The 21,082-nt window shown below is 68.6% G+C and carries 16 protein-coding genes; 12 read left to right on the top strand and 4 right to left on the bottom strand.

What is annotated here, in order from left to right:
- Positions 1–36 precede the first annotated feature (36 nt).
- Both VFY73_RS05705 and VFY73_RS05700 read right to left on the bottom strand, forming a co-directional pair.
- Positions 37–702 (bottom strand): hypothetical protein, encoded by a 666-nt coding sequence (locus VFY73_RS05705; RefSeq protein ID WP_329716955.1) that lies wholly within the window; start codon positions 700–702, stop codon positions 37–39.
- A 13-nt stretch (positions 703–715) separates the two neighbouring features.
- Positions 716–2,122: a selenium-binding protein SBP56-related protein gene (locus VFY73_RS05700; RefSeq protein ID WP_329716954.1), complete on the bottom strand. Its 1,407-nt coding sequence runs from the start codon at positions 2,120–2,122 to the stop codon at positions 716–718.
- Between the two features lie 258 nt (positions 2,123–2,380).
- On the opposite strand from VFY73_RS05700, the gene VFY73_RS05695 reads away from it, so the two are divergent.
- The 6 genes from VFY73_RS05695 to VFY73_RS05670 all read left to right on the top strand — a co-directional run bounded on the left by VFY73_RS05695 (position 2,381) and on the right by VFY73_RS05670 (position 11,773).
- Entirely contained in the window at positions 2,381–3,535 is a 1,155-nt protein-coding gene (locus VFY73_RS05695; RefSeq protein ID WP_329716953.1) for a sensor histidine kinase, read from the top strand.
- Between the two features lie 150 nt (positions 3,536–3,685).
- The gene (locus tag VFY73_RS05690; RefSeq protein WP_329716952.1) at positions 3,686–5,269 is read left to right on the top strand and encodes an ABC transporter substrate-binding protein; all 1,584 of its coding nucleotides are present in this window, start codon (positions 3,686–3,688) and stop codon (positions 5,267–5,269) included.
- A gap of 68 nt (positions 5,270–5,337) precedes the next feature.
- Positions 5,338–8,016: an ATP-binding protein gene (locus tag VFY73_RS05685; RefSeq protein WP_329716951.1), complete on the top strand. Its 2,679-nt coding sequence runs from the start codon at positions 5,338–5,340 to the stop codon at positions 8,014–8,016.
- A gap of 150 nt (positions 8,017–8,166) precedes the next feature.
- Entirely contained in the window at positions 8,167–8,625 is a 459-nt protein-coding gene (locus VFY73_RS05680) for a response regulator (RefSeq protein WP_329716950.1), read from the top strand.
- Positions 8,622–10,259, top strand: coding sequence for a response regulator (locus tag VFY73_RS05675; protein WP_329716949.1), 1,638 nt, complete (start codon positions 8,622–8,624; stop codon positions 10,257–10,259). Before VFY73_RS05680 ends, VFY73_RS05675 begins: the two co-directional genes overlap by 4 nt.
- Positions 10,260–10,405: 146 nt before the next feature.
- Positions 10,406–11,773, top strand: coding sequence for a M23 family metallopeptidase (locus VFY73_RS05670; protein ID WP_329716948.1), 1,368 nt, complete (start codon positions 10,406–10,408; stop codon positions 11,771–11,773).
- A 56-nt stretch (positions 11,774–11,829) separates the two neighbouring features.
- Here the strand turns inward: VFY73_RS05670 and VFY73_RS05665 are convergent, their stop codons facing one another.
- Both VFY73_RS05665 and VFY73_RS05660 read right to left on the bottom strand, forming a co-directional pair.
- Positions 11,830–15,039 carry a sensor domain-containing protein gene (locus VFY73_RS05665; RefSeq protein WP_329716947.1) on the bottom strand — a complete coding sequence of 1,070 codons (3,210 nt, stop codon included), beginning with the start codon at positions 15,037–15,039 and terminating at the stop codon, positions 11,830–11,832.
- A gap of 96 nt (positions 15,040–15,135) precedes the next feature.
- Positions 15,136–15,366, bottom strand: a complete 231-nt coding sequence (locus tag VFY73_RS05660; protein WP_329716946.1) for a cysteine-rich CWC family protein — start codon at positions 15,364–15,366, stop codon at positions 15,136–15,138.
- A gap of 109 nt (positions 15,367–15,475) precedes the next feature.
- On the opposite strand from VFY73_RS05660, the gene ahpC reads away from it, so the two are divergent.
- The 6 genes from ahpC (at position 15,476) to VFY73_RS05630 (ending at position 20,992) form a co-directional block, all read left to right on the top strand.
- A complete protein-coding gene (gene ahpC, locus VFY73_RS05655) occupies positions 15,476–16,039 on the top strand; it encodes an alkyl hydroperoxide reductase subunit C (RefSeq protein ID WP_329716945.1) in 564 nt (187 codons plus the stop codon).
- A 220-nt stretch (positions 16,040–16,259) separates the two neighbouring features.
- On the top strand, positions 16,260–17,846 hold the full coding sequence (gene ahpF / locus VFY73_RS05650) for an alkyl hydroperoxide reductase subunit F (protein WP_329716944.1): 1,587 nt from the start codon (positions 16,260–16,262) through the stop codon (positions 17,844–17,846).
- A gap of 194 nt (positions 17,847–18,040) precedes the next feature.
- Positions 18,041–18,547, top strand: a complete 507-nt coding sequence (locus VFY73_RS05645) for a hypothetical protein (protein ID WP_329716943.1) — start codon at positions 18,041–18,043, stop codon at positions 18,545–18,547.
- Positions 18,548–18,910: 363 nt separating this feature from the next.
- Complete coding sequence (locus VFY73_RS05640; RefSeq protein WP_329716942.1) at positions 18,911–19,414, top strand: hypothetical protein; 504 nt, start codon at positions 18,911–18,913, stop codon at positions 19,412–19,414.
- A gap of 46 nt (positions 19,415–19,460) precedes the next feature.
- Positions 19,461–20,111, top strand: coding sequence for an HAD hydrolase-like protein (locus VFY73_RS05635; RefSeq protein WP_329716941.1), 651 nt, complete (start codon positions 19,461–19,463; stop codon positions 20,109–20,111).
- Complete coding sequence (locus VFY73_RS05630; RefSeq protein WP_329716940.1) at positions 20,108–20,992, top strand: GNAT family N-acetyltransferase; 885 nt, start codon at positions 20,108–20,110, stop codon at positions 20,990–20,992. Before VFY73_RS05635 ends, VFY73_RS05630 begins: the two co-directional genes overlap by 4 nt.
- Positions 20,993–21,082: the final 90 nt, after the last annotated feature.

Raw genomic sequence — 21,082 nt, 5'->3', positions numbered from 1 at the left:
GCCTGTTCGCTCTGAGCTTGTCGAACGGCGGGCAGTTCAGTGAGCGGACAAGCTGATTGCGGCGATGCCTGAGACGATCAGGCCCAGCGCCCAGATGCGGTCCAGGTCGAACCAGGTGGCCCTGAGGGCCCGCAGGCCGAGGTAGCGGTAGACGACCCACGCGAGGCCCAGTCCGGAACCGATCATGGCCGCGGTGTGCACCAGCGAGACCACGAGCGCGGTGACCAGGCCCGTGCGCATCAGCTGCATCACCGCCTCGTGATCAAAGGCGCCTGTGGGTGCCGAGGCTGCAGGCGTTGCACACAAGCCCAGCAGAATTGGCAGCAGCATCAGCGCCGCGCCATGGGCGGTGGCCATCAGGAACGACCACAGCGCGAGCTGCGACGGTCGCACGCGCACCAGCCAGCGCGGATGGCGCCGCCACAGCAGCCGCGAAACGCCGAACAGCAGCACCAGGCTGCCCGCGGCGAGGCGGATCTCGCTGCTCCATTGCAGCAGCCAGCTGAGCAGCGTGAACGGCACCAGCACCAGCGCCATCGCCAGCAGGTGGCCGGTGCCCAGCGGCAGCCAGGTGCCGAACACGGCCGCGCCGCGCCGCTGGCCCAGGCCGTTGGCCACCGCCAGCGGCCAGCCCATCGCCGGGTTCAGGCCGTGGTACAGCCCGATGGCGACGACGCCGGCCCACAGCGTTGCGTTGGCCACGGCGGCGGTGCGCTCAAGCCGACGGGTAGCAGAACGAATCGGTCGAGCAGTCGCCGCCCTGCAGCCGGATCTGGTGCGCGCTGTAATCGGGCCCGAAGTTGACGACGAAGTTGTCGTCCAGCCGCAGCCCACCGTCCTTGCCGGCGTGGCACAGGACCTGGCGGCCTGGCACGCCGTGAGGGTAGAACTGCTGGTCCCAACTGCTGTAGAGCGAGTTCGTGAAATACACGCGCCGGCCGTCGCGGCTGACCTCCACCATCTGCGGCCCGCCGCCGAAGGCCGAACCGTTCGAGTGCGGCGTGTGGCGCGCGATGCCGCCGATGCGCACGCTGCCGGCCAGGCGTGGGTTCATCGGGTCGGTCACGTCGTACTGCCGCAGCTCGCCGGTGCCCCAGCAGGCGACGTAGAGGAAGCGGTCGTCGAGCGACAGGTCGATGTCGCTGATCAGCGGCGGCACCGCGCCGAAGCCCTTGAGCAGCGCCGGCAACCGCGACGCATCCGCTGGCTCGGATGGGATCACCGCGGTCTTCTTCGCGTGGAACTGGCCGCCCTCGCGGTACCAGGTCCAGATCGAGCCTTCGAGGTTGGTGGTGTCGATCACCACGCCGAGAAAGCCGTACTCCCTCGTCGGGTCGTGGGCCGGGCGGATCTCGAGCGCCATCTGGTGGTTGGCGCCAAGGTCGATGGTCTGCAGATGGCGGCGCGCACGCAGCTCCCAGAAATGCAGGCGGTGGCCATAGCGGTTGGCCATCAGGTCCTCGGCGACGATGCCGTTCTCGAACTGCGGCGGCAGGCCCCATTCGCTCGACACCATGTAGTCGCGCGGCAGGTTCCACCAGAAGTCGTAGTGCAGCTTCTGCGGGCCGGGGTCGATCTCCCACTGGCCGAGCAGCTCGAAGCTCTCGCAGTCGAGCAGGAACACGCCCGGCCGGCCCTGCGTGCCGTCGGCGCCGCCACCGCCCAGCGTGCTGATGTAGATGCCCTCGGGCCCGCAGTGCACGGTGTGCGGGCGCGAGTAGCCGGTCTTGCGCATCACCTCTTCGGGCTCGATCACGCGGGCGACCGTCGGCCGCGTCGGGTCGGGCAGGGTGTCGACGATGTACAGCCGTGACGAGCGCAGGCCCGGGATGACGAGGTAGCGGCGCTTGACGAACGCGTGGCCCGACATCGGTGACAGTGCCGAGCTGCAGGCGTTCCAGCCGAAGTGGTGCAGCTCATCGCCGCGGTACGGCATGTCCAGCCGGTGCAGCACCGTGCCGTAGGTGGCCGAATCGGGGTCGAGATCGACCACCGCCAGCGCGTCGGGCTTCGAGCCATCGGGCGACAGCAGCGCGGTGTAGGCGATGCGCTCGCGCTCGGCTTCCATCGCCAGGCGCGGCGAGGGGTGGAAGGTGGGGTCGGTGCGCAGTGAATCGAACATGCTTGTCTCCCTGGCTGTTTGCGTGGCGCGGGTCGTGGCCACAACGTGATGAACTGGTGTTCTGTCCCGCAAACATCACCATCTGGTCGAATCTCAATGGCAGTTGTTTGTGGGGCAGGACACTGGGCAGTGTGGTGTGTCCCGGTCGCCCGGGGCGTGGATGCCCCGGCCCGCGGCGCGGGTATGAGCAACGGCGGAAACGGCGCTTGTCCGGCGCCGCGCGCGATGTCAAACTCGGCCGGCGGGACGGAGGTCACGATGGAGTTCCCGGACAAGGCCGATTCGCCGGGCAAGACGATCCTGATCGTCGACGACACGCCGGCCAACCTGGCGGTGGTCTCTGACCACCTCAAGGGCCATGGCTACTGCGCGCTGGTCGCGCTGGGTGGCGAGGAAGCCATCGCCCGCGCCGAGTTCGCGCGGCCCGACCTGATCCTGCTCGACGCGCTGATGCCCGGCCTCGATGGTTTCGAGACCTGCCGTCGCCTGAAGGCGCGCGAGAGCACGCGCGACATCCCGGTCATCTTCATGACGGCCTTGGGTGAGACCGGCGACAAGCTGGCCGGCTTCGCCGCGGGCGCGGTCGACTACATGACCAAGCCGCTCGACGGTGCCGAGGTGCTGGCGCGCATCGAGACCCACCTGGCGCTTTACACCTTGCGCCGCCAGCTCGCCGCGCGCAACGAGCAGTTGCAGCAAGAGATCGCCGCGCGCCAGGAGATCCAGGCCGCACTGGAGCGCTCGAATGCCGAGCTGGAGCAGTTGGCCTACGTAGCCTCGCACGACATGCAGGAGCCGCTGCGCATGGTCGCGAGCTACCTGCAGCTGGTGGCCCAGCGCTACCAGGGCCGGCTGGATGCCGATGCCGACGAATTCATCGGCTTCGCGGTCGATGGTGCGATGCGCATGCAGGCCCTGATCAACGACCTGCTGGCCTACTCGCGCGTCAACACCAAGGCGCGGCCTTTCCAGCCGACCGATTGCCGCCGCATCGTCGAGACGGTGCTGGCTGACCTGCGCGTGGCCATCGAAGAAAGCGGCGCGCGCATCCAGGTCGACGAGCTGCCGACGGTGATGGGGGACGCGACCCAGCTCACCCAGTTGTTCCAGAACCTGATCGCCAACGCGATCAAGTTCCGCCGCGCCGAGGCGCCCGAGGTCCGGGTCTCGGTCGAGCCGGTGGCCGAGGGCTGGCGCTTCGCGGTCAGCGACAACGGCATCGGCATCTCGTCCGAGTACTTCGAGCTGATCTTCGTGCTGTTCCAGCGCCTGCACGGCCGGCGCGAATACGCCGGCACCGGCATCGGCCTGGCGCTGTGCAAGAAGATCGTCGAACACCACGGCGGCCACATCGGCGTGAGCTCGCAAGAGGGCCGCGGGTCGACCTTCTTCTTCAGCCTGCCCCGGCCATGACGGCCGGTGACAAGACGGGGCGGAAGGCGCAAGATGATCGTTGTCCCAGTTCGCAGGCCATGGGTTGGCCTGGAGACGCTGGGCAACGACAACGGCCAGGGGAGTCCATTCGAGGTCGCGGCCGAAGCGACCCCCACGCGTGAGGCTGCCATGGGCGCATCCAAGTGGCGGGGCTGGAGAACGTCGATTCTTTTGCTGGCGCTGTGCGCGCCTCCACCGCTGATGGCCGAAGGGGCGCAGCCCGCTGCGGCCGCCAAGCCGGTGGCCAGGGCCGGCGCCTTGGTGCCGCCACTGGTGGTGCCACCGTGCACGCCCGCGCATTGCCTGTTCGCCGGACAGTCGGTGCGTGTGATCGTCAACGCCGACCTGATGGGCACGAACCTGCGCGAAGTGAAGGACGAGTTCGAGGCGGCCACCGGCGCGAAGCTCGAGATCTCGGCGGTCTCGCTCGACGAGCACTTCGCCAATTTCATCTCCGACGTCACCAACCACACCGGCAAGTACGACGTCTCGATCGCCGGGGCCTGGTGGTTGGGCGCGCTGGCCGGGGGTGACTTCATCACCTCCTATGACCGCTACTACGGCGATCCGCGCTTCCCGAAGTGGAGCATCGACGATGTGCTGCCGGGGCCGCGCAGCCTGCTGCTGTATGGCGGCAAGAGGTACATGGTCGCCAACGACCACGACGGCCAGGTGATGTACTACCGGCGCGACCTCCTGGCCGACGCGCGCCACCAGGAAGCGTTCAAGAAGCAGTACGGCTACGCACTGGCGGTGCCGCAGACCTGGGACCAGTTCCGCGACGTGTCCGAGTACTTCAACGGCAAGGACCTCAACGCCGACGGCGTGCCGGACCACGGTGTGTCGCTGCACCTGAAGGTCGGGGCGCAGGGCATGTTCCACTTCATGTCGTTCTCCGCCCCCTTCGTCATCGGCCCGCGCAACCCTAAGCTGTACTGGTTCGACCCGAAGACGATGCGACCCTTGATGGACAGCCCGGGCCACGTGCGCGCGCTGAGCGCCCTGGTCGACCTGGTGAAGTTCGGGCCGCGCGACATGCTGGGCTGGGACCTGCGCCAGAGCTGGAACCACTTCCTCGCCGGTCGAGCGGCGCTGACCTTCACCTGGGGCGACCTGGGTGCACTGTCGCAGGAAGAGGGCAGCAGGATCAAGGGCAAGATCGGCGCGGCCCCGATCCCCGGCACGCGCGAGTACTACAGCATCGCCGACGGCAAGTGGATCAAGACCGAGGCCCCGAACCGGGTCGGCAACGTCACCGGCGGCTCCTGGGCTGGGGTGATCTCGCGCGACTCGAAGGTGCCCGAGGCGTCCTACTACCTGCTCGCGCTGATGGCGAATGCAGGCAAGTCGCTGGTCTACGCGGCCCGTGGCACCGACGGTGTCGACCCCGGCCGCACCAGCCACTTCCTGCCCCCGCGCGGCAGCGCGAAGATCGAGGACTACCTGCGCTTCGGCTGGGATGAAGGCGACATCCGCGAATACCTGCAGGCCTACTTCGACAACTACAACAACCAGTTGCAGGTGCCGTACCTGCGGATCCTCGGCACTTTCAGCTACTGGCAGGCGCTCGACATCCACTTGGCGGAGGCGGTGGGCGGGCAGCTCAGCCCGGAGGCGGCGCTGCGGGCGGCCGTGGTCGACTTTGAAGAGATCACGCTGCGGCTGGGCCGTGAAGAACAGCGGCGTGTCTATCGGGCGTCGATGGGGCTGTAGTGTCCTTCCCGCCAACAACTGTCATTGAGGGGTCGACCAGATGGTGATGATCGTGACAGGACACTGACATGGGGTGGCTGAGGCGGATTACCCCCCAGTCCATCGGCAGCAAGTTGACCCTCGCGTTCGGCGCGTTGATCGGCATCACGTTGCTCGTCGTCGCGTTGGGCTTCGTGGCGGGACGCCGCGCGACCCAGGACATCAATCTGACGGAGGGCGTACGCGCTCCAGCGTCGCTGGCGTCGGCCGAAGCCCAGGCCAGCCTGCTGCGCATGCAGCTGCATGTGCGCGGCTACCTGGTGCTCAGTGATCCGCAAGATCTCGAGCAGTACCAGACCGCCAAGGCGTCGTTCGAGCGCAGCCTGGCCGAGCTGCAGGCCATGTCGGGCCGTTGGGCCGAAGAGGACGCCCGTTCGGTGACCGAGCTGACGCAGCGCTATGGCCGATGGGCCGAGCTGCCGCGGCAGCTGTTCGAGCTGCACGACAACCCGCTGCGCAATCGCCCCGCGCTGCGGCTGGCGCGCGTCGAAGTGCAGGAGCGGCGCGTGCACATCCTGGCGGACCTGGACGGGATGATCGGCGACCAGAAAGCGCGCGAAGCCACGTTGCAGAACCGCGAGCTATTGGCCGACCTTCTGCGGTTCCAGACCTCGTTCGATGCGATGGCGACCAACCTGATGGCCTATGGCGCTTCGGGCGAGCTGAATTTCAAGCTCGCCTATGGACCGCAGCTGGCCACCAATGCGGCGATCTGGAACCAGCTGGTGGCCAAGCGCGGCCGGCTCACCGCCGAGCAGCGGGCCATGTTCGACAACGTCACGCGTTTGCGTGCCGAGGTGGCCAGCCTGGCGCTGGAAATCGTCGCCATCCTCAGCGGTGACCGCGCCTACGAAGACCTCTACCTCTACCGCACCCGGGTCACGCCGCAGGCCGAGGACATGCTGGCCTTGTTGGCCACGGTGACGGTCAACCAGCAGCGCGAGCTGCAAAGTGGCCTGGCCCGTGCGCGCTTGAGCCTGGCCGACGGGCGGCTGCAGACGGCTGTCGGCGGCTTGTTCGCCGTGCTGATCGGCGTGACGATGGTGTTCGCGTTCCGGCGCAGCATCGTCGAGCCAGCGCAGCGGCTCACCGCGGTGGCGCGGCGGGTGGCGCAGGGTGACCTGTCGGCCCGCGCGGCGGTCGAGTCGCAAGACGAGATCGGCGTGCTGGCGCGCAGCATCACGACGATGACCGAGCGCCTGGTCGCGACCATCGCGCACCTGGAGAGCGTGTTCGCCGACGCGCAGCGTGCGCGCGACGCGGCCGAGAGCGCGAATCGGGCCAAGAGCGTGTTCCTGGCCAACATGAGCCATGAGCTGCGCACGCCGCTGAATGCGGTGCTCGGTTATGCGCAGATCCTGCAGCGCGAGCCGGGGCTGAGCCAGCGCGAAACCGCCGCGCTCGACACCATCCGCCGCAGTGGCGAGCACCTGTTGACGCTGATCAACGGGGTGCTCGACCTGGCGCGCATCGAGGCCGGCAAGGTCGAGCTGTACCCGGAGACCGTCAACCTGCCGCTGATGCTGAACACGGTCAACGGCATCATCCGGCTGCAGGCCGAAGGCAAGGGCCTGGCCTATCGCTGCGAGGCTGGGCCCGAGCTGCCGCAGCTGGTGCACGTCGATGGCAAGCGGCTCGACCAGGTGCTGCTCAACCTGCTGAGCAACGCGGTGAAGTTCACCGAACACGGTGCGGTGACGCTGCGCGTGCAGCGCCTGGACGGCCACCACGACCACCCGGGAGCGCCGACGGTGAGCCTGCGCTTCGTCGTCGAAGACACCGGCATCGGCATTGCGGAAGACCAGCTCGGCGGCATCTTTCGTCCGTTCGAGCAGGGCGCCGAGGTGCAGCGGCGCTATGGCGGCGCCGGGCTGGGGCTGGCGATCAGCCAGCAGCTCGTCGGCCTGATGGGCAGCGAGATCCGGGTCGAGAGCCAGCGTGGGCAGGGCAGCCGCTTCTGGTTCGACCTGGAGCTGCCGCTGGCCGAGTCGACCGAGCCGGTGGAGGTGGCGCCCCGGCTCGGCCGCCGCATCACCGGCTACCAGGGCCGGCCGCGCCAGCTGCTGGTGATCGACGACGTGGCCGGCAACCGCGCCATGCTGGTCGACTACCTGGGACCGCTGGGCTTCCAGATGCACGAGGCCGCCAGTGGCGAGGCCGGGCTGGAACTGGCCGGCACGCTGCGGCCGGACCTGGCGCTGATCGACAACGTCATGCCCGGCATCAGCGGCCTCGAGACCACGCGCCGGCTGCGCCAGTTGCCGGGCCTGGCGACGCTGCCCATCATCATGATCTCGGCCAGCGCCTCGGCGGCGGATGTGCAGAGCAGCCTGGCGGTCGGGGCCGACGGCTTCCTGCCCAAACCGGTCGACTTCGACCTGCTGCTCAGCGAGATCGGCCGCCTGCTCGGCCTGCAGTGGCTGCCGGGGCCGGACGTTGTGCCGGCGCCGCCGCCGGCGCAGGAGGCGGCGCCATCGAAGCTGCCGAGCGAGGAGTTGCAGGCGCTGTACCGGCTGGCGCAGATGGGCAACATGAGCGGCATCCGCGCCCAGGCCGAGCACCTGGAAACGCTCGGCCCGGCCCATCGGCCGCTCGCGCGCCGCCTGCTCGACCTGGCCGAGCGGTTCCAGTCGGCCGCGATCCTTCAGCTGGTCGAACGCCTGCGCGACGACACCGCCGCCAAGCTCGAACGCGCCGAGGAGGAATGATCGCCTTTCCGCTCCGCTGGCCGTCGCAGTAACCCCCGGTGACAAGGGGATCCGGAAGGCGCAAGATTCAACGTAACGGCCAGGGACTGGACATCGAAGTCGACCGCCAAGGGCGACCGAACGCGTGCGAGGACACCGAGGAGGCGTGAGATGTCGACGCAGCTCCCCAACAGCCTGCGGGCCATCGAGATCCTGATGGTCGAGGACAACCCCGGCGACGTGCGCCTGACGCGCGAAGCGCTCAAACACCACAAGGTGTCGAACGAGTTGCACGTGGTCGAAGACGGCGTCGCCGCGCTCGACTTTCTGCATCGCCGGCCGCCCTACGAGCAGGCCCCTCGGCCGGACCTCGTGCTGCTCGACCTCAACCTGCCGCGCAAGGACGGCCGGCAGGTGCTGGCCAGCATCAAGTCGGACGAGCTGCTGAAGACGATCCCGGTCGTGATCCTGACCACCTCGCAGGCCGAGGAAGACGTGGTGCGCGCCTACAAGCTGAATGCCAACTGCTACGTGACCAAGCCGGTCGACTTCGAGCAGTTCAAGCGCATCGTGCAGGGCATCGAACAGTTCTGGCTGACAGTGGTGACGCTGCCGCCGCGACAGCCGTGACCCCCCCCATCCATGTGCTGCTGATCGAGGACAGCCCTGGCGATGCGCGGCTGATCCAGCTGATGCTCGCCCAGGCCAAGGGGCTGAACTTCGATCTGACCTGGGTCGACAACCTGGCCGAAGGCATCGACAAGCTGCGCGCAGGCCGCATCGATGTCGTGCTGCTCGACCTGGGCCTGCCCGGCAGCCGCGGCCTGGACACCTTGCAGCGCCTGCTCGACCAGGACGCGACTGTGCCGACGCTGGTGGTGCTGAGCGGCTTGACCGACGAAGAGGTGGCCGTGCGTTCGCTGCAACGCGGCGCGCAGGACTACTTGGTCAAAGGCCAGGTCGACAGCGCGTTGCTGGTGCGGGCGATCCGCTATGCGATCGGCCGCAGCCACGCCGACGAGGCCCTGCGCCACGCGCACCGGGCGCTGCAGGAGCGCACCGCTGAGCTGATCGTCGCCAAGGAGCGCGCCGAGGTGGCCAACCGCGCCAAGAGCGCGTTCCTCGCGCACATGAGCCATGACCTGCGCACGCCGCTCAACGGCATCCTCGGTTTTGCCCAGTTGCTGCAGCACGACGCCTCGCTCAACGAGCGCCAACGCACTGCCGGCAACGCCATCCTGCAGTGCGGTGAGCACCTGCTGACGCTGATCAACGACATCCTCGACCTGGCCAAGATCGAGGCCGGCAAGCTCGAAGTCTGTCCGGGCGACGTCGAGCTGACGCCGTTCCTGAACGGAGTGTGCGAGGTCATCCGCGTGCGGGTGGCGCAGAAGCCGGGGCTGGCGCTGGCCTGCGATTTCGCGCCCGACCTGCCGGTGGGCATCCGCGCCGACGAGCGGCGGCTGCGCCAGGTGCTGCTGAACCTGCTCGACAACGCGGTGAAGTTTGCCGACCACGGCCGTGTCACGCTGCGCGTGCGCTACCTGCCTTCGGCGCGGCTGCGCGTCGAGGTGGAAGACACCGGCGTGGGCATGGACGAAGAACAAATGTCGCACCTGTTCCTGCCGTTCGAGCAGGTCAGCGACCCGTCGCGCCGCAGTGGCGGCACCGGGCTCGGGCTGGTGATCAGCCGGCAGCTGGCGCGGCTGCTGGGCGGCGACGTCGAGGTGACGAGCCGGCCGGGCGAGGGCAGCACCTTCGCTGTCGAGATCGCCGCGCCGGTGGCGCAACCCGCCGCGCCGCCGCCGGCCAACCGGGCCGTCGACGGCTACCAGGGTGCCCGGCGGCGGGTGCTGGTGGTCGACGATGTGGCCGACCACCGCGCCCTGCTGGCCGGGATGATGCAACCGCTCGGCTTCGAGGTGGCCGAGGCGGCCGGTGGTGACGAGGGCGTGGCGCGTGCCCTGGCGCACCGGCCCGACCTGATCCTGATGGACATCGTGATGCCCGATCTGAACGGGCTCGACGTGATCCGTCGCATGCGCCTGCTGCCTGGCTTGAGGGACGTGCCGATCGTTGCCGTCTCGGCCAGCGCCGGCCCCGAGGACCAGCGCCTGGCGATCGAAGCCGGCGCCCAGGCCTTCCTGGCCAAACCGGTCGACCGCGCCGCCTTGCTGGACCAGGCGGCGGCGCTGATGTCCTTGCGCTGGGTTCGTCTGGACGACGAGCCTGCCTCCGCCGGCAGCGCGTCAAGCCGCGGCTGACAACCCGCGCGTGGTGCCGTGCAAACGGTACCGGAACACATCGAGATGCAATCAAACCGACGGATACCGCCAAGTGCCCGAGTGCACTTGTATGGTGCGTCGCGGGATCGTCATGCCCGCAGAAAGACTCACCAGAGGAGAAATGAATGAGACACACCACCCCCGTCATCGCTGCGCTGACCTTGGCCGTTTGGGCGGCCATCGCCTCAGCCGATGAAGGCAGTGCCAAGTTCACTGCCGCACCAGAAGAAGGGAGGGGTAACGCCGAGGCCATCCTCACTGCACGCCACGGCGGGCTCGATCAGGCTGTTCGACAGGCGGTGCTCGTCGCGCTCGGCGATCAAGTGCGCGCAAGCTATGGTCACGTGACCGCGCCGGTGGTCGAGCCGCATCGCCAGTCGGCTGATTTCCACTGGCTGACCGGCGGCGTTTACTTCCCCGTGCCGGATGGCGTGCATGCCAGCCCGGTCGCTGTGCAGTTCATCGCCAGGCATTCAATGCACGGCTGGGAGGTCGCGCTGGAAGACAGCGAGCGCTTCAATGCGCTTGCCAAGCGCGCACCGGACAGTGTGATGAGCGCAGACGAGCGCGAGCTGTTCGCCGAGCGGCTGGTCGCGATCCGCGCGCGCGAGGCGGCGGGCGAGGAATCGACGCTCGCGGTGGACGTCGGCCTGGGGATGCCGTTCAAGAAGCTGGGCTCGACCTGGGGCACGGCCGGCGTGCACGGCGACAGCGGCTCCAGCCGCCCGTACAACGCGATCGATTTCTGGGGCGGCGACGCCCGCGTGCTGGCGTCGCGCAAGGGCACCGCCTACAAGTACTGCACCAATTCGCGCTGGCCCTACATCAAGCTGATGCACAAGAACGGCTGGGCCACCGGCTACTACCATCTGCGCAACCAGGCCGCCATCAGCAACGGCCAGGTCCTGGTCGAAGGGCAGTTCATCGGCAATAGCGGGGTCGAGCTGCCCTGCGGCGGCAGCGCCAGCGGTGACCACGTGCACTGGACGCTGTGGCGCGACAGCGGTGCCGCCGAAGCCGTGCACAACAAGCTGATCGGCGGCTGGGTCTGGTTCGAAGGCAGCCAGCCCTACAGCGGCTACGCCGAGCGCAACGGCAAGCGCGTGTACGCCGGCCAGTCGGGTCTGATCAACTACGGCCACGGCAAGACTCCGCCGCCCGGTGACCCCTGCACCGGCGAAGGGTGCGACAAGTACACCGGCAGCTTCACCGGCTCGAACGGTGTCAACTACCACCCGAGCAGCAGCGGCTTCAGCTTCGCCGGCGGCAAGCTCAGCGGATGGCTGCGGGGCGCGGCCGGCACCGATTTCGACCTGATCCTCGGGCGCTACAACAGCAGCACCGGCGAGTGGGACCGCGTGGCCGGCAGCGACGGCCCCGGCGCGGACGAAAGCCTGACCTACAACGCAGGGGCGGGCACCTACCGCTGGCGCATCAACCAGTACAGCGGCACCGGCAGCTACACACTGTGGACCTTGCGCGAGCCGAACTGAGCACCAGCCTCACCGGGCCCCCACGGCGCCCGGGTGCCCGGGCCGGTGGGGCCGCGTCAGACGGCGAGCGCTTCGCGCGCGTCGTCCGTCTGGCGCTGCATCACCCACCAGGCGGCGAAGTCGTCGGCGGCCATCGGCCGGCCGAACAGGTAGCCCTGGCCGGCGTGGCAGCCCAGCGCCGCCAGCGTCTCGGCCTGGGCCTCGGTCTCGACACCTTCGGCCACCACCCGCAGCGCCAGCGCGTCGGCGACCTGCACGGTCGACTTGACCAGCGCGGTCTGGTAGGAGCTGTGCACCATCTTCATGACGAACGAGCGGTCGATCTTGACCGTGTCGATCGGCAACTGGTCGAGTGACGCCAGCGACGAATAGCCGGTGCCGAAATCGTCGAGCGCGAGGCTGACACCCATCGCGCGCAGCTCGGCCAGCACCGCCTGGGCCGACTCGCCTTGCATCGCCAGCGTCTCGGTGATCTCCAGCCGCAGCGCGGACGGCGCCAGGCCGGTGTCGTCGAGCGCGGCCCGCACCGCGGCCGCCAGGTGACCGGGGCGCAGCTGGGCGCGGCTCAGGTTCACCGCCACCGATTGCGGGGCGGCCCCGCCCATCTGGCGCTGCCACGCGGCCAGGTCGGCGCAGGCGCGGCGCAGCACCCATTCGCCCAACTGCTCGATCAGCCCGGCCTCCTCTGCCAGCGGCACGAACTCGGCCGGCGAGACCAGCCCGCGCTTCGGGTGCTGCCAGCGTGCCAGCGCCTCCAGTCCGACCGGGCGGCGGCCCTGCAGCGCGACGATGGGCTGGTAGACGACGTAGAGCTGCTCCTGCTGCAAGGCCTGGCGCAAATCGGCTTCGAGGTCCATCGCATGGCGGATGCGGCGGTGCATCTCCGGGTCGAACACCACGTAGCGGCCACGGCCGCGGCGCTTGGCTTCGTACATCGCCGTGTCGGCGTCGCGCAGCACCGATTCGACGCTCGCCGAAGACACATCGCTGGTGACGATGCCCAAACTGACGCTCGACTGCACCGAGCGGCCGGCCACCTGGTACGGAGCGGCCAGCGCGTCGAGCAGCCGCTGCGCCACACTGGTGGCATCGCTCGGCTGGGTGATGCGTTCGAGCAGCACGACGAACTCGTCGCCGCCCAGGCGACCGGCCACCTCCGGCAGGTCGGCCAGGCGGGCGATGTCGTCGCCGGGACGCAGCGTCAGCTTCACGCGGGCGGCAATCTGGCGCAGCAACTCGTCGCCGGCGTCGTGGCCCAGGCTGTCGTTGACCAGCTTGAAGCGGTCGAAGTCCATGAACAGCACGGCGAAGACGGCGCCCGGGCTCGCGTGCACACGCTCGACGCAGCGGGCCAGTGCCTGCTGGATGCCGGCGCGGTTGGGCAGCTGGGTCAGTGTGTCTGTCAGCGCGGCATCGCTCAAGGCCTGCTCCAGCCGCTTGCGGGCATGGATGTCGACGTTGACGCCGGCCATGCGGCGGCCGCGGCCGTCCGGCCCGCGCTCGATCACCGCGCCGGCCGCCAGCACCCAGCGCCAGTCGCCGGACTGGTGCCGCATGCGGAACTCGGTGCGGTAGGGCACGTCGGGGTCGGCCAGGTGGGCCCGCAGCGCGAGCCGGGCCTGTGTCGCATCGTCGGGATGGACCAGGTTTTGCCAGCTGTCCAGGGTGCGCGGCACCTCGTCCGGCCCGAAGCCGAACATCCGGGCCCAGCGGTCGTTGTAATCGATGCGCCCGGTCTGCATGTCCCAGTCCCAGGTGCCGACGCCGGCGCCGTCGATCGTCGTGCGCAACAGGTTGCGCTGGGCGCGCACCTCGGTCTCGTCGAGGAAGCAGGTGACGACGCCTTGCGGTGACCCGTCGGGGCCCCTCAGCGTCTGGGTGTTGACGCGCAACCAGCGGCGTTGGCCCTCGGGCGTGCGCACGCCGATCGGCCGGTCTTCCAGGGCCTCGCCGGTGCGCAGCGTGACCAGCGACGGCAGATCGACCGGCCGCAGCGGCAGGCCTTCGGCGTTGACCATCGCCCAGCGCGGGTCGACGCTCTCGCGGCCGATGAGTTCATCACGCGGTATCCCGGTCAGCTGCTCGGCCTTCTGGTTGGCATCGACGATGCGGCCTCGCGCGTCCTGCACCAGCAGGCCGGCGGGCAGCGCGCGCAGGATCGCGTCCAGGTACTGGCGCCGTTCGACCTGCGAGGTGATGTCGGTCTCGACCGCGACGAAGCCGGTCAAGGTGCCGGCGTCGTCGCGCAAGGGCTGGATGTCCAGGTCGACCCAGTAGCTGCGGCCGTGCTTGCCGCGGTTGAGCAGTTCGACCCGCAGCGGCGTGCCTTCGTCCAGGGCCCGGCTCAGCGCGACACGGGGGGCCGATGCAGCGGCGTCGTCGGTCTCGCTGGCCTGCATCAGCGTGCCCAGGCGAAGGCCACAGGCTTCTTCGAGGCTGTAGCCCGTGACGCCGGTGAAGGCGGCGTTGGCCCAGACGACGCGCGCCTGGGCGTCGGTGATCACCACGGCGTTCTGGGTGCGGTCGGCCACCAGCGCCAGCCGCTGCAGCTGCTGCGTCTGCGCCGCGAGCTTGGCGTGGTGCTGCTGGATCCGCCGCGCCAGCGGCTCGCCCAGACCGAGCAGCAGTGTCGTGATGCCCAGCGCCAGCAGGCCCACCAGCACCGCATGGGCATGGCGGGTCTCGCGGTGGCGGTCTTCGGCGGCCGTCTGCAGCTCGCTGACGGCCTGTTCCATCGCGGTGATGAACTGGCGTGACTCGCCTTGCACCCGGGCCACGTAATGCTCGAGCTGCAGGTCGCCACGTTCGCGTGCCATCTGCAGCGACTGGGCCGCTGCCCACAGCCGCTCGCGCCGCGCGGTCCAGTGCCCGGGTTCGTCGTCACCGCTGCCCCAGACCCCTCGCAGCTCGTGCAGCCGGACCGCGTCGGTTCGCATCTTGTGCAGGGTCTCTTCGAGCGGCAGCGCACTGTCCACGCCGTTGCCGGCGGCCAGCGCGTCGGCGGCCATGTGTTCGGCCAGAAAGACCTGGCGCCCTGCGAGGTTCAGCGCCTCGGCGTCGCCGGCGCTGGACACCGCCAGGTTGTCGGCGGCGGCTACGAAGGCCCAGGCCGCCAGGATCAGGACCGCGACCACCACGCCCAGCAAGCCGCGCAACCACACCGCCTCGCCCGCCTGCGGCAGGCGCTCCAGCGCGGCGGCCAGGGCATCGCCGGTGGACGCGGCGCCAGGTGCGGCGTGGCCGGTGGGCGGGATCGGACGGGACATCGGGCGGGGCAGTGGGCGGGCAATGGCAAACGGGCACCACGCTTGCTTGTGGTGCTTGTCGGCTTATCGGCCCGCGATCCCGCTGCTTGACTCGATTTACCGTGCAGACGGCCGACTCGGCGTCGGCTCCAGCGTCGCGCCCTGGCTGAGTGCCCGCAGACAAGCCAGGCACAGACAGCCGGTGTAGCGGGCCCTGAGCGTTGCGCGTAAGTCCTCACTCAGCCGGAGAGTGCTGCAAGCGCAGGGGGTGGTGTCAGCGACACCGCAATGAAAGCCACTGCCGCAGCGCGGGCAGCGGTCGGACTCTTCAAGGGACGACGTGGTCAATAGATCCTCTCAATAAGACGAATCAGATCAATCAATCATGCAAATGCTGCAACGCACCTAACATTCGTCCCATCCGTTCAACCCCTGCTTTATAGAAGGAATCTCCACCATGTCGCTGATCAACACCAAGGTCCAACCGTTCAAGGCCGAAGCTTTCCACAATGGCAAGTTCATCGCGCTCACCGAGGAGTCGCTCAAGGGCAAGTGGTCGGTGCTGATCTTCATGCCGGCCGCCTTCACCTTCAACTGCCCGACCGAGGTCGAAGACGCGGCCGACAACTATGCCGAATTCCAGAAGGCCGGCGCCGAGGTCTACATCGTCACGACCGACACGCACTTCGCGCACAAGGTGTGGCACGAGACCTCGCCGGCGGTCAGCAAGGCCAAGTTCCCGTTGGTCGGCGACCCGACCCATGTGCTGACCAACGCGTTCGGCGTGCACATCCCTGAAGAAGGCCTGGCGCTGCGCGGCACCTTCGTGATCGACCCGGAAGGCACGATCAAGACGATGGAAGTGCACGACAACGCAATCGCCCGTGACGTGAAGGAAACGCTGCGCAAGCTGAAGGCGGCCCAGTTCGTGGCCAAGAACCCGAACCAGGTCTGCCCGGCCAAGTGGAACGAGGGCGCCAAGGCGCTGACCCCGTCGCTGGACCTGGTCGGCAAGATCTAACGAAGCAGCCCGTCTCCCTGCTGCGCCCGCCAATCTCGGGCCTGCGCTGCTCGCCGTACGGGAGTACGGCTGTGCGGCTCGGCTCCGACCTTGACGGGCTCGCAACGGGATCCAGGCTACTTCGTTCCGCTTACTCACTTTCCCCTCTCTCAGTTGCGCAGAGGCTGGCATTTGCCAAGCCGAGTGGGCGCAGCCTTGCCCGATCACAAGGAATCGACCCATGTTGGACACCGCCACCCAAGCCCAGTTGCGGGCCTATTTCGAGCGCATCGCCCAGCCGATCGAACTGGTGGCGAGCCTCGACGACCGGCCGGCCTCGGCCGAGATGCGCGAGCTGCTCGGCGAATTGGCCGAGTTGGCGCCGGCTGGCCAGATCAGCGTGCGCTACGACGGTGACGATGCACGCCGGCCGTCGTTCTCGATCAACCGCATCGGTGCCGACATCGGCGTGCGCTTCGCCGCGATCCCGATGGGCCACGAGTTCACCTCGCTGGTGCTGGCGCTGCTGCAGGCTGGCGGCCACCCGCCCAAGGTCGAGCCCGACGTGATCGAGCAGATCCGCGGTCTCGAAGGCGATTTCGTCTTCGAGACCTACATGTCGCTGACCTGCCACAACTGCCCCGATGTCGTGCAGGCGCTGAACCTGATGGCCGTGCTGAACCCGCGCGTGCGCCATGTGGCGATCGACGGGGGCCTGTTCCAGCGCGAGGTCGACGAGCGCCAGGTGATGGTCGTGCCCTCGGTCTACCTGAATGGGCAGCCCTTCGGCACCGGCCGCATGGAGCTGGCCGAGATCCTGGCCAAGGTCGACAGTGGCGCCGCCGAGCGCGAAGCCGCGAAGCTGGCCGAGAAGGCCCCGTACGACATGCTGGTCGTCGGTGGTGGCCCGGCCGGCGCGGCCGCGGCGATCTATGCCGCGCGCAAGGGCATTCGCACCGGCGTGGTCGCCGAGCGCTTCGGCGGCCAGGTGCTGGACACGCTGGCGATCGAGAATTTCATCTCGGTGAAAGAGACCGAAGGGCCGAAGTTCGCGGCGGCACTCGAGCAGCACGTGCGCACCTACGAGGTCGACATCATGAACAACCAGCGCGCCGACAAGCTGGTGCCGGCGGCCGAGCCGGGTGGCCTGGTCGAGGTGCAACTGGCCAATGGCGCATCGCTGAAGAGCCGCTCGATCGTCATCTCGACCGGCGCGCGCTGGCGCAACGTCAACGTGCCCGGCGAGGCCGAGTACAAGAACAAGGGCGTGGCCTACTGCCCGCATTGCGACGGCCCGCTGTTCAAGGGCAAGCGCGTCGCGGTGATCGGCGGCGGCAACTCGGGTGTCGAGGCCGCAATCGACCTGGCCGGCGTCGTGCAACACGTGACGCTGCTGGAGTTCGCCGACGCGCTGCGCGCCGACGCGGTGCTGGTCAACAAGCTCGACAGCTTGCCGAACGTCACCGTGCACACGAAGGCGCAGACCACCGAGATCACCGGCGACGGCCAGAAGGTCAACGGGCTGGTCTACACCGACCGCGCCAGCGGCCAGTCGCACCAGGTGCCGCTCGAAGGTGTCTTCGTGCAGATCGGCCTCGTGCCCAACACCGAGTGGTTGAAGGGCGTGGTCGAGCTGAGTCGCCACGGCGAGATCGTCGTCGACGCGAAGGGCCAGACCAGTGTGCCGGGCGTGTTCGCCGCTGGCGATGTGACCACGGTCCCGTTCAAGCAGATCATCATCGCGACCGGCGATGGCGCGAAGGCCGCGCTGGGCGCGTTCGACCACCTGATCCGCACGCCGGCACCGGCCACTGCCAACGCCGCCTGAGCGAGAGCGGCCCGCTTCAAACGAGGGGGGACACGCCGCAAAAGAGGGACAGACCCCCTGCTGTCTGCGGGGGTGACGCACGTCGGTGTGCCTTCGAACATGCACGGCCTGCCGCCGAAACAACGGTGGCAGTGGGCCGAGTGCCCCCGGGCCTCGGCAGCTTGTTCGTGCCATACCAAGTCTGGAGGTCACCCGTGTCCCAACTCCTTAAGCTCTCGCTGGCTGCCGCCGCAGCCCTGGCCATGTCCGCCGGCGCTCAGGCCGGCAGCGAGCCGCCTGGATCGAAGGCGGTCAGCAAGGTCTCGCCGATGGCGATCAGCACCTCGCACAAGCTGCAGAAGACCTTCTTCGACACCTCCAGCACGTCGACGCCGCTGGCCGTCGGCAACAACGACATCGGCACCGTGCTGACGGTCAACTGCGCGAACACGGCCGGCTGCACCATCGCCGGCAACATGAATGCGCAGCTGGCCGCTGCGGCGACCGAGAACGCCGCGGCGATCTGCCTGATCGTCGACGGCTCCAGCGTCAGCTGCCCCTTCAACGGCATCATCCGCGCGGGCAGTGGCTTCCAGGTCATGAACTACCAGACCTTCACCTCCGTGGCGCTGGGCAACCACACGGTGCAGATGCGCATCTTCACGTCGGTGGCCACCAACCTGCATCGCTGGAACAAGGAGTTCAAGCTGTATCGCCCCTGAGCGGTCTCGACGTTGAACGGGTCATGCTGGCATCGGCGGCGCTGAAACCGCCGGTGCGGCATGGCCCTTTCCCTTTCTTCTCCCGCACAACTGGCCCACTCACGGCCCGACGCAGCCGGGCGCACCCACGTCGTCTGCGTCTTGCACCAGCACAGCCATTCGCCTGAACCGGGAGCACAAGCTGCAGTGGGGAGCCCCCCAAGAGGCCCCACGAGCAAGGGGGGCGGACCCTTCGGATGCAGGGTGTCGCACGGCGAGGCCCTTCTCAACAATGCGCACGCCAGCCGCAGTTCACCGCGGCAGGTGGGGCAAGAAGGGCACACAGCCCACCGCGCCCCAACCCCCAGCAATTCAGGAGGTTCCATGTCTTATGTTGCCAAGTTGTCCCTGGCTGCCGTCGCGGCCGCTTTCGCCTTCAGCGCCTTTGCCGGCGGCGAGCCCCCGGGCGTGCATTCGGCCAAGAAAATGTCGGCCGAGGCCATCAGCACGCCGCACGCACTGAAGAAGACCTACTTCGACACCGACAGCGCATCGGTCGCGATCAACCCGGGCTTCAACGTCGTCGGCACCACGCTGACGCTGAACTGCGGCAACGCCGCCGGTTGCACGATCGCCGCCAACATGAACGCGCAACTGGCCGCCGTGGCGACCGAGAACAACGCCGCGGTCTGCTTGATGATCGACGGCAGCTACATCAACTGCCCGTTCAACGGCATCATCCGTGCCGGTGGCGGCTACCAGGTCATGAACTACCAGACCTTCGCCAGCGTCGCGCAGGGCTCGCACACGGTCGAGATGCATGTCTACTCGGGCCAGGCGACCACGATGTTCCGCTGGAACAAGGAAATCAAGCTCTACAACCCCTGAGCTTGGGCGTCGGCGTCGTGCGGCGCGGCGGGCATACTGCCCGTCGATGCCACACGACCTGATCCTGTTCGATCTCGACGGCACGCTGAGCGATCCGCAGCTCGGCATCGGCCGCTCGATCAACCACGCGCTCGAACGCCACGGCTTCATGCCGCTGGCGCCGGGCGCGGTTTCGCGTTTCATCGGCCCGCCGCTGGACGAGAGTTTTCGCGCCATCACCGGCCGCGACGACGACAGCACGATCCACGCGCTGGTGGCTGCGTACCGTGAACGCTATGGCGACATCGGCTATGCCGAGAACCAGCTCTACGCCGGTATCCCCGAAGCCTTGACGGCGCTTGCCGATGCCGGCGTGCCTTTGGGGCTGTGCACCTCGAAGCGGCGCGATTTCGCCTGCAAGATCCTGGCGCTGTTCCAGCTCGACCACCTGTTCCGGTTCGTCGATGGCGGCGAGATCGGCGTGCACAAGTGGCAGCAGATCGAGGCGCTGCGCGCGGCCGGTCAGGTCGGCGATGCCAGCCTGATGGTCGGTGACCGCGCGTTCGACCTGATCGCCGCGCACCGCAATGGTCTGGCCGCGGCCGGTGTGCTGTGGGGTCATGGCAGCCGCGACGAACTGCAGGCCGAAGCGCCGCGCTACCTGCTCGACACGCCAGCGCAGATCACCCAATGGCGTCGGCCGGAGGTGCCGGCATGACGGCCACCATCCGGCGCCTGGGCCCCGCCGATGCCGCGGCCTTTCAGGCGCTGCGCCTGCAAGGCCTGCTCGAATGCCCGTCGGCATTTGCCTCCAGCCACGCGGAAGAGGCCGGCGAACCGGTGACCGAGGTCGCTGCGCGACTGGAGGGCGAAGGGATCTTCTGTGTCTACGGCGCGTTCGCCGCGGACGACTGGCTGGTGGGTGTGGCCGGCCTGGGCCGCGAATCGATGGCCAAGATGGCGCACAAGGCAGTGCTGTGGGGCATGTATGTCGCGCCCGACTGGCGGCGGCAGGGTGTCGCCCAGTTGCTGGTGGCCCACGTGCTGGCGCAAGCCGCCGGCGAGCCGAGCCTGCGCCAGGTGATGCTGGGCGTGAACGCCCACAACGGGCCGGCCCTTGCGCTGTACCGGTCGCTGGGCTTCGTGGCCTGGGGCACCGAACCGGCGGCCGGCTGGGTCGACGGCCAGGCGCAAGACGAAACCTGGATGGTGTGCCCGTTGCCGGGCAGGTCGCCGGTGCTGGCCACGCGCCCGGCGATGGCGGTGCTGATCCACTGCGCCGACCCGGTCGCGGCGCTGGCCTGGTACCACCGGCTCTGGCCCGCCGCGCGCCTGGTGCACTTGATCGACCCTGCGCCCTTCGATCTGCTGGTGCATGACGGTGTGCAGATGGAATTCGTGCCGGCCGATGCCAAGGTCGCCAGCGGCGCCGCCGGCTCGGTTGTCTACTGGCCGGTCGACGACTTCCAGGCCATGCGCGCGCATGCCGAAGCCCTGGGTGCGCAGCTGTACCGTGGCCCGATGCTCATCGACGCGGGCCGCACGATGGCCCAGTTCAAGGACCCGTGGGGCAACCTGTTCGGCTTGCGCGGGGCCTGAGAAGCTGTGAACGAATCCCCCCACCCGCTCAGCCCGCCCAAACGCGGCCACTCGTTGTTGCAAATGCTCGCCATAGCCCGAGCTATGGCT

The sequence above is a fragment of the Ideonella sp. genome, assembly GCF_036277275.1.
GTDB lineage: Bacteria > Pseudomonadota > Gammaproteobacteria > Burkholderiales > Burkholderiaceae_C > Ideonella.
Note: the sequence above shows the minus strand (reverse complement) of the source record. Positions and strands in the feature narration are given on the sequence as shown.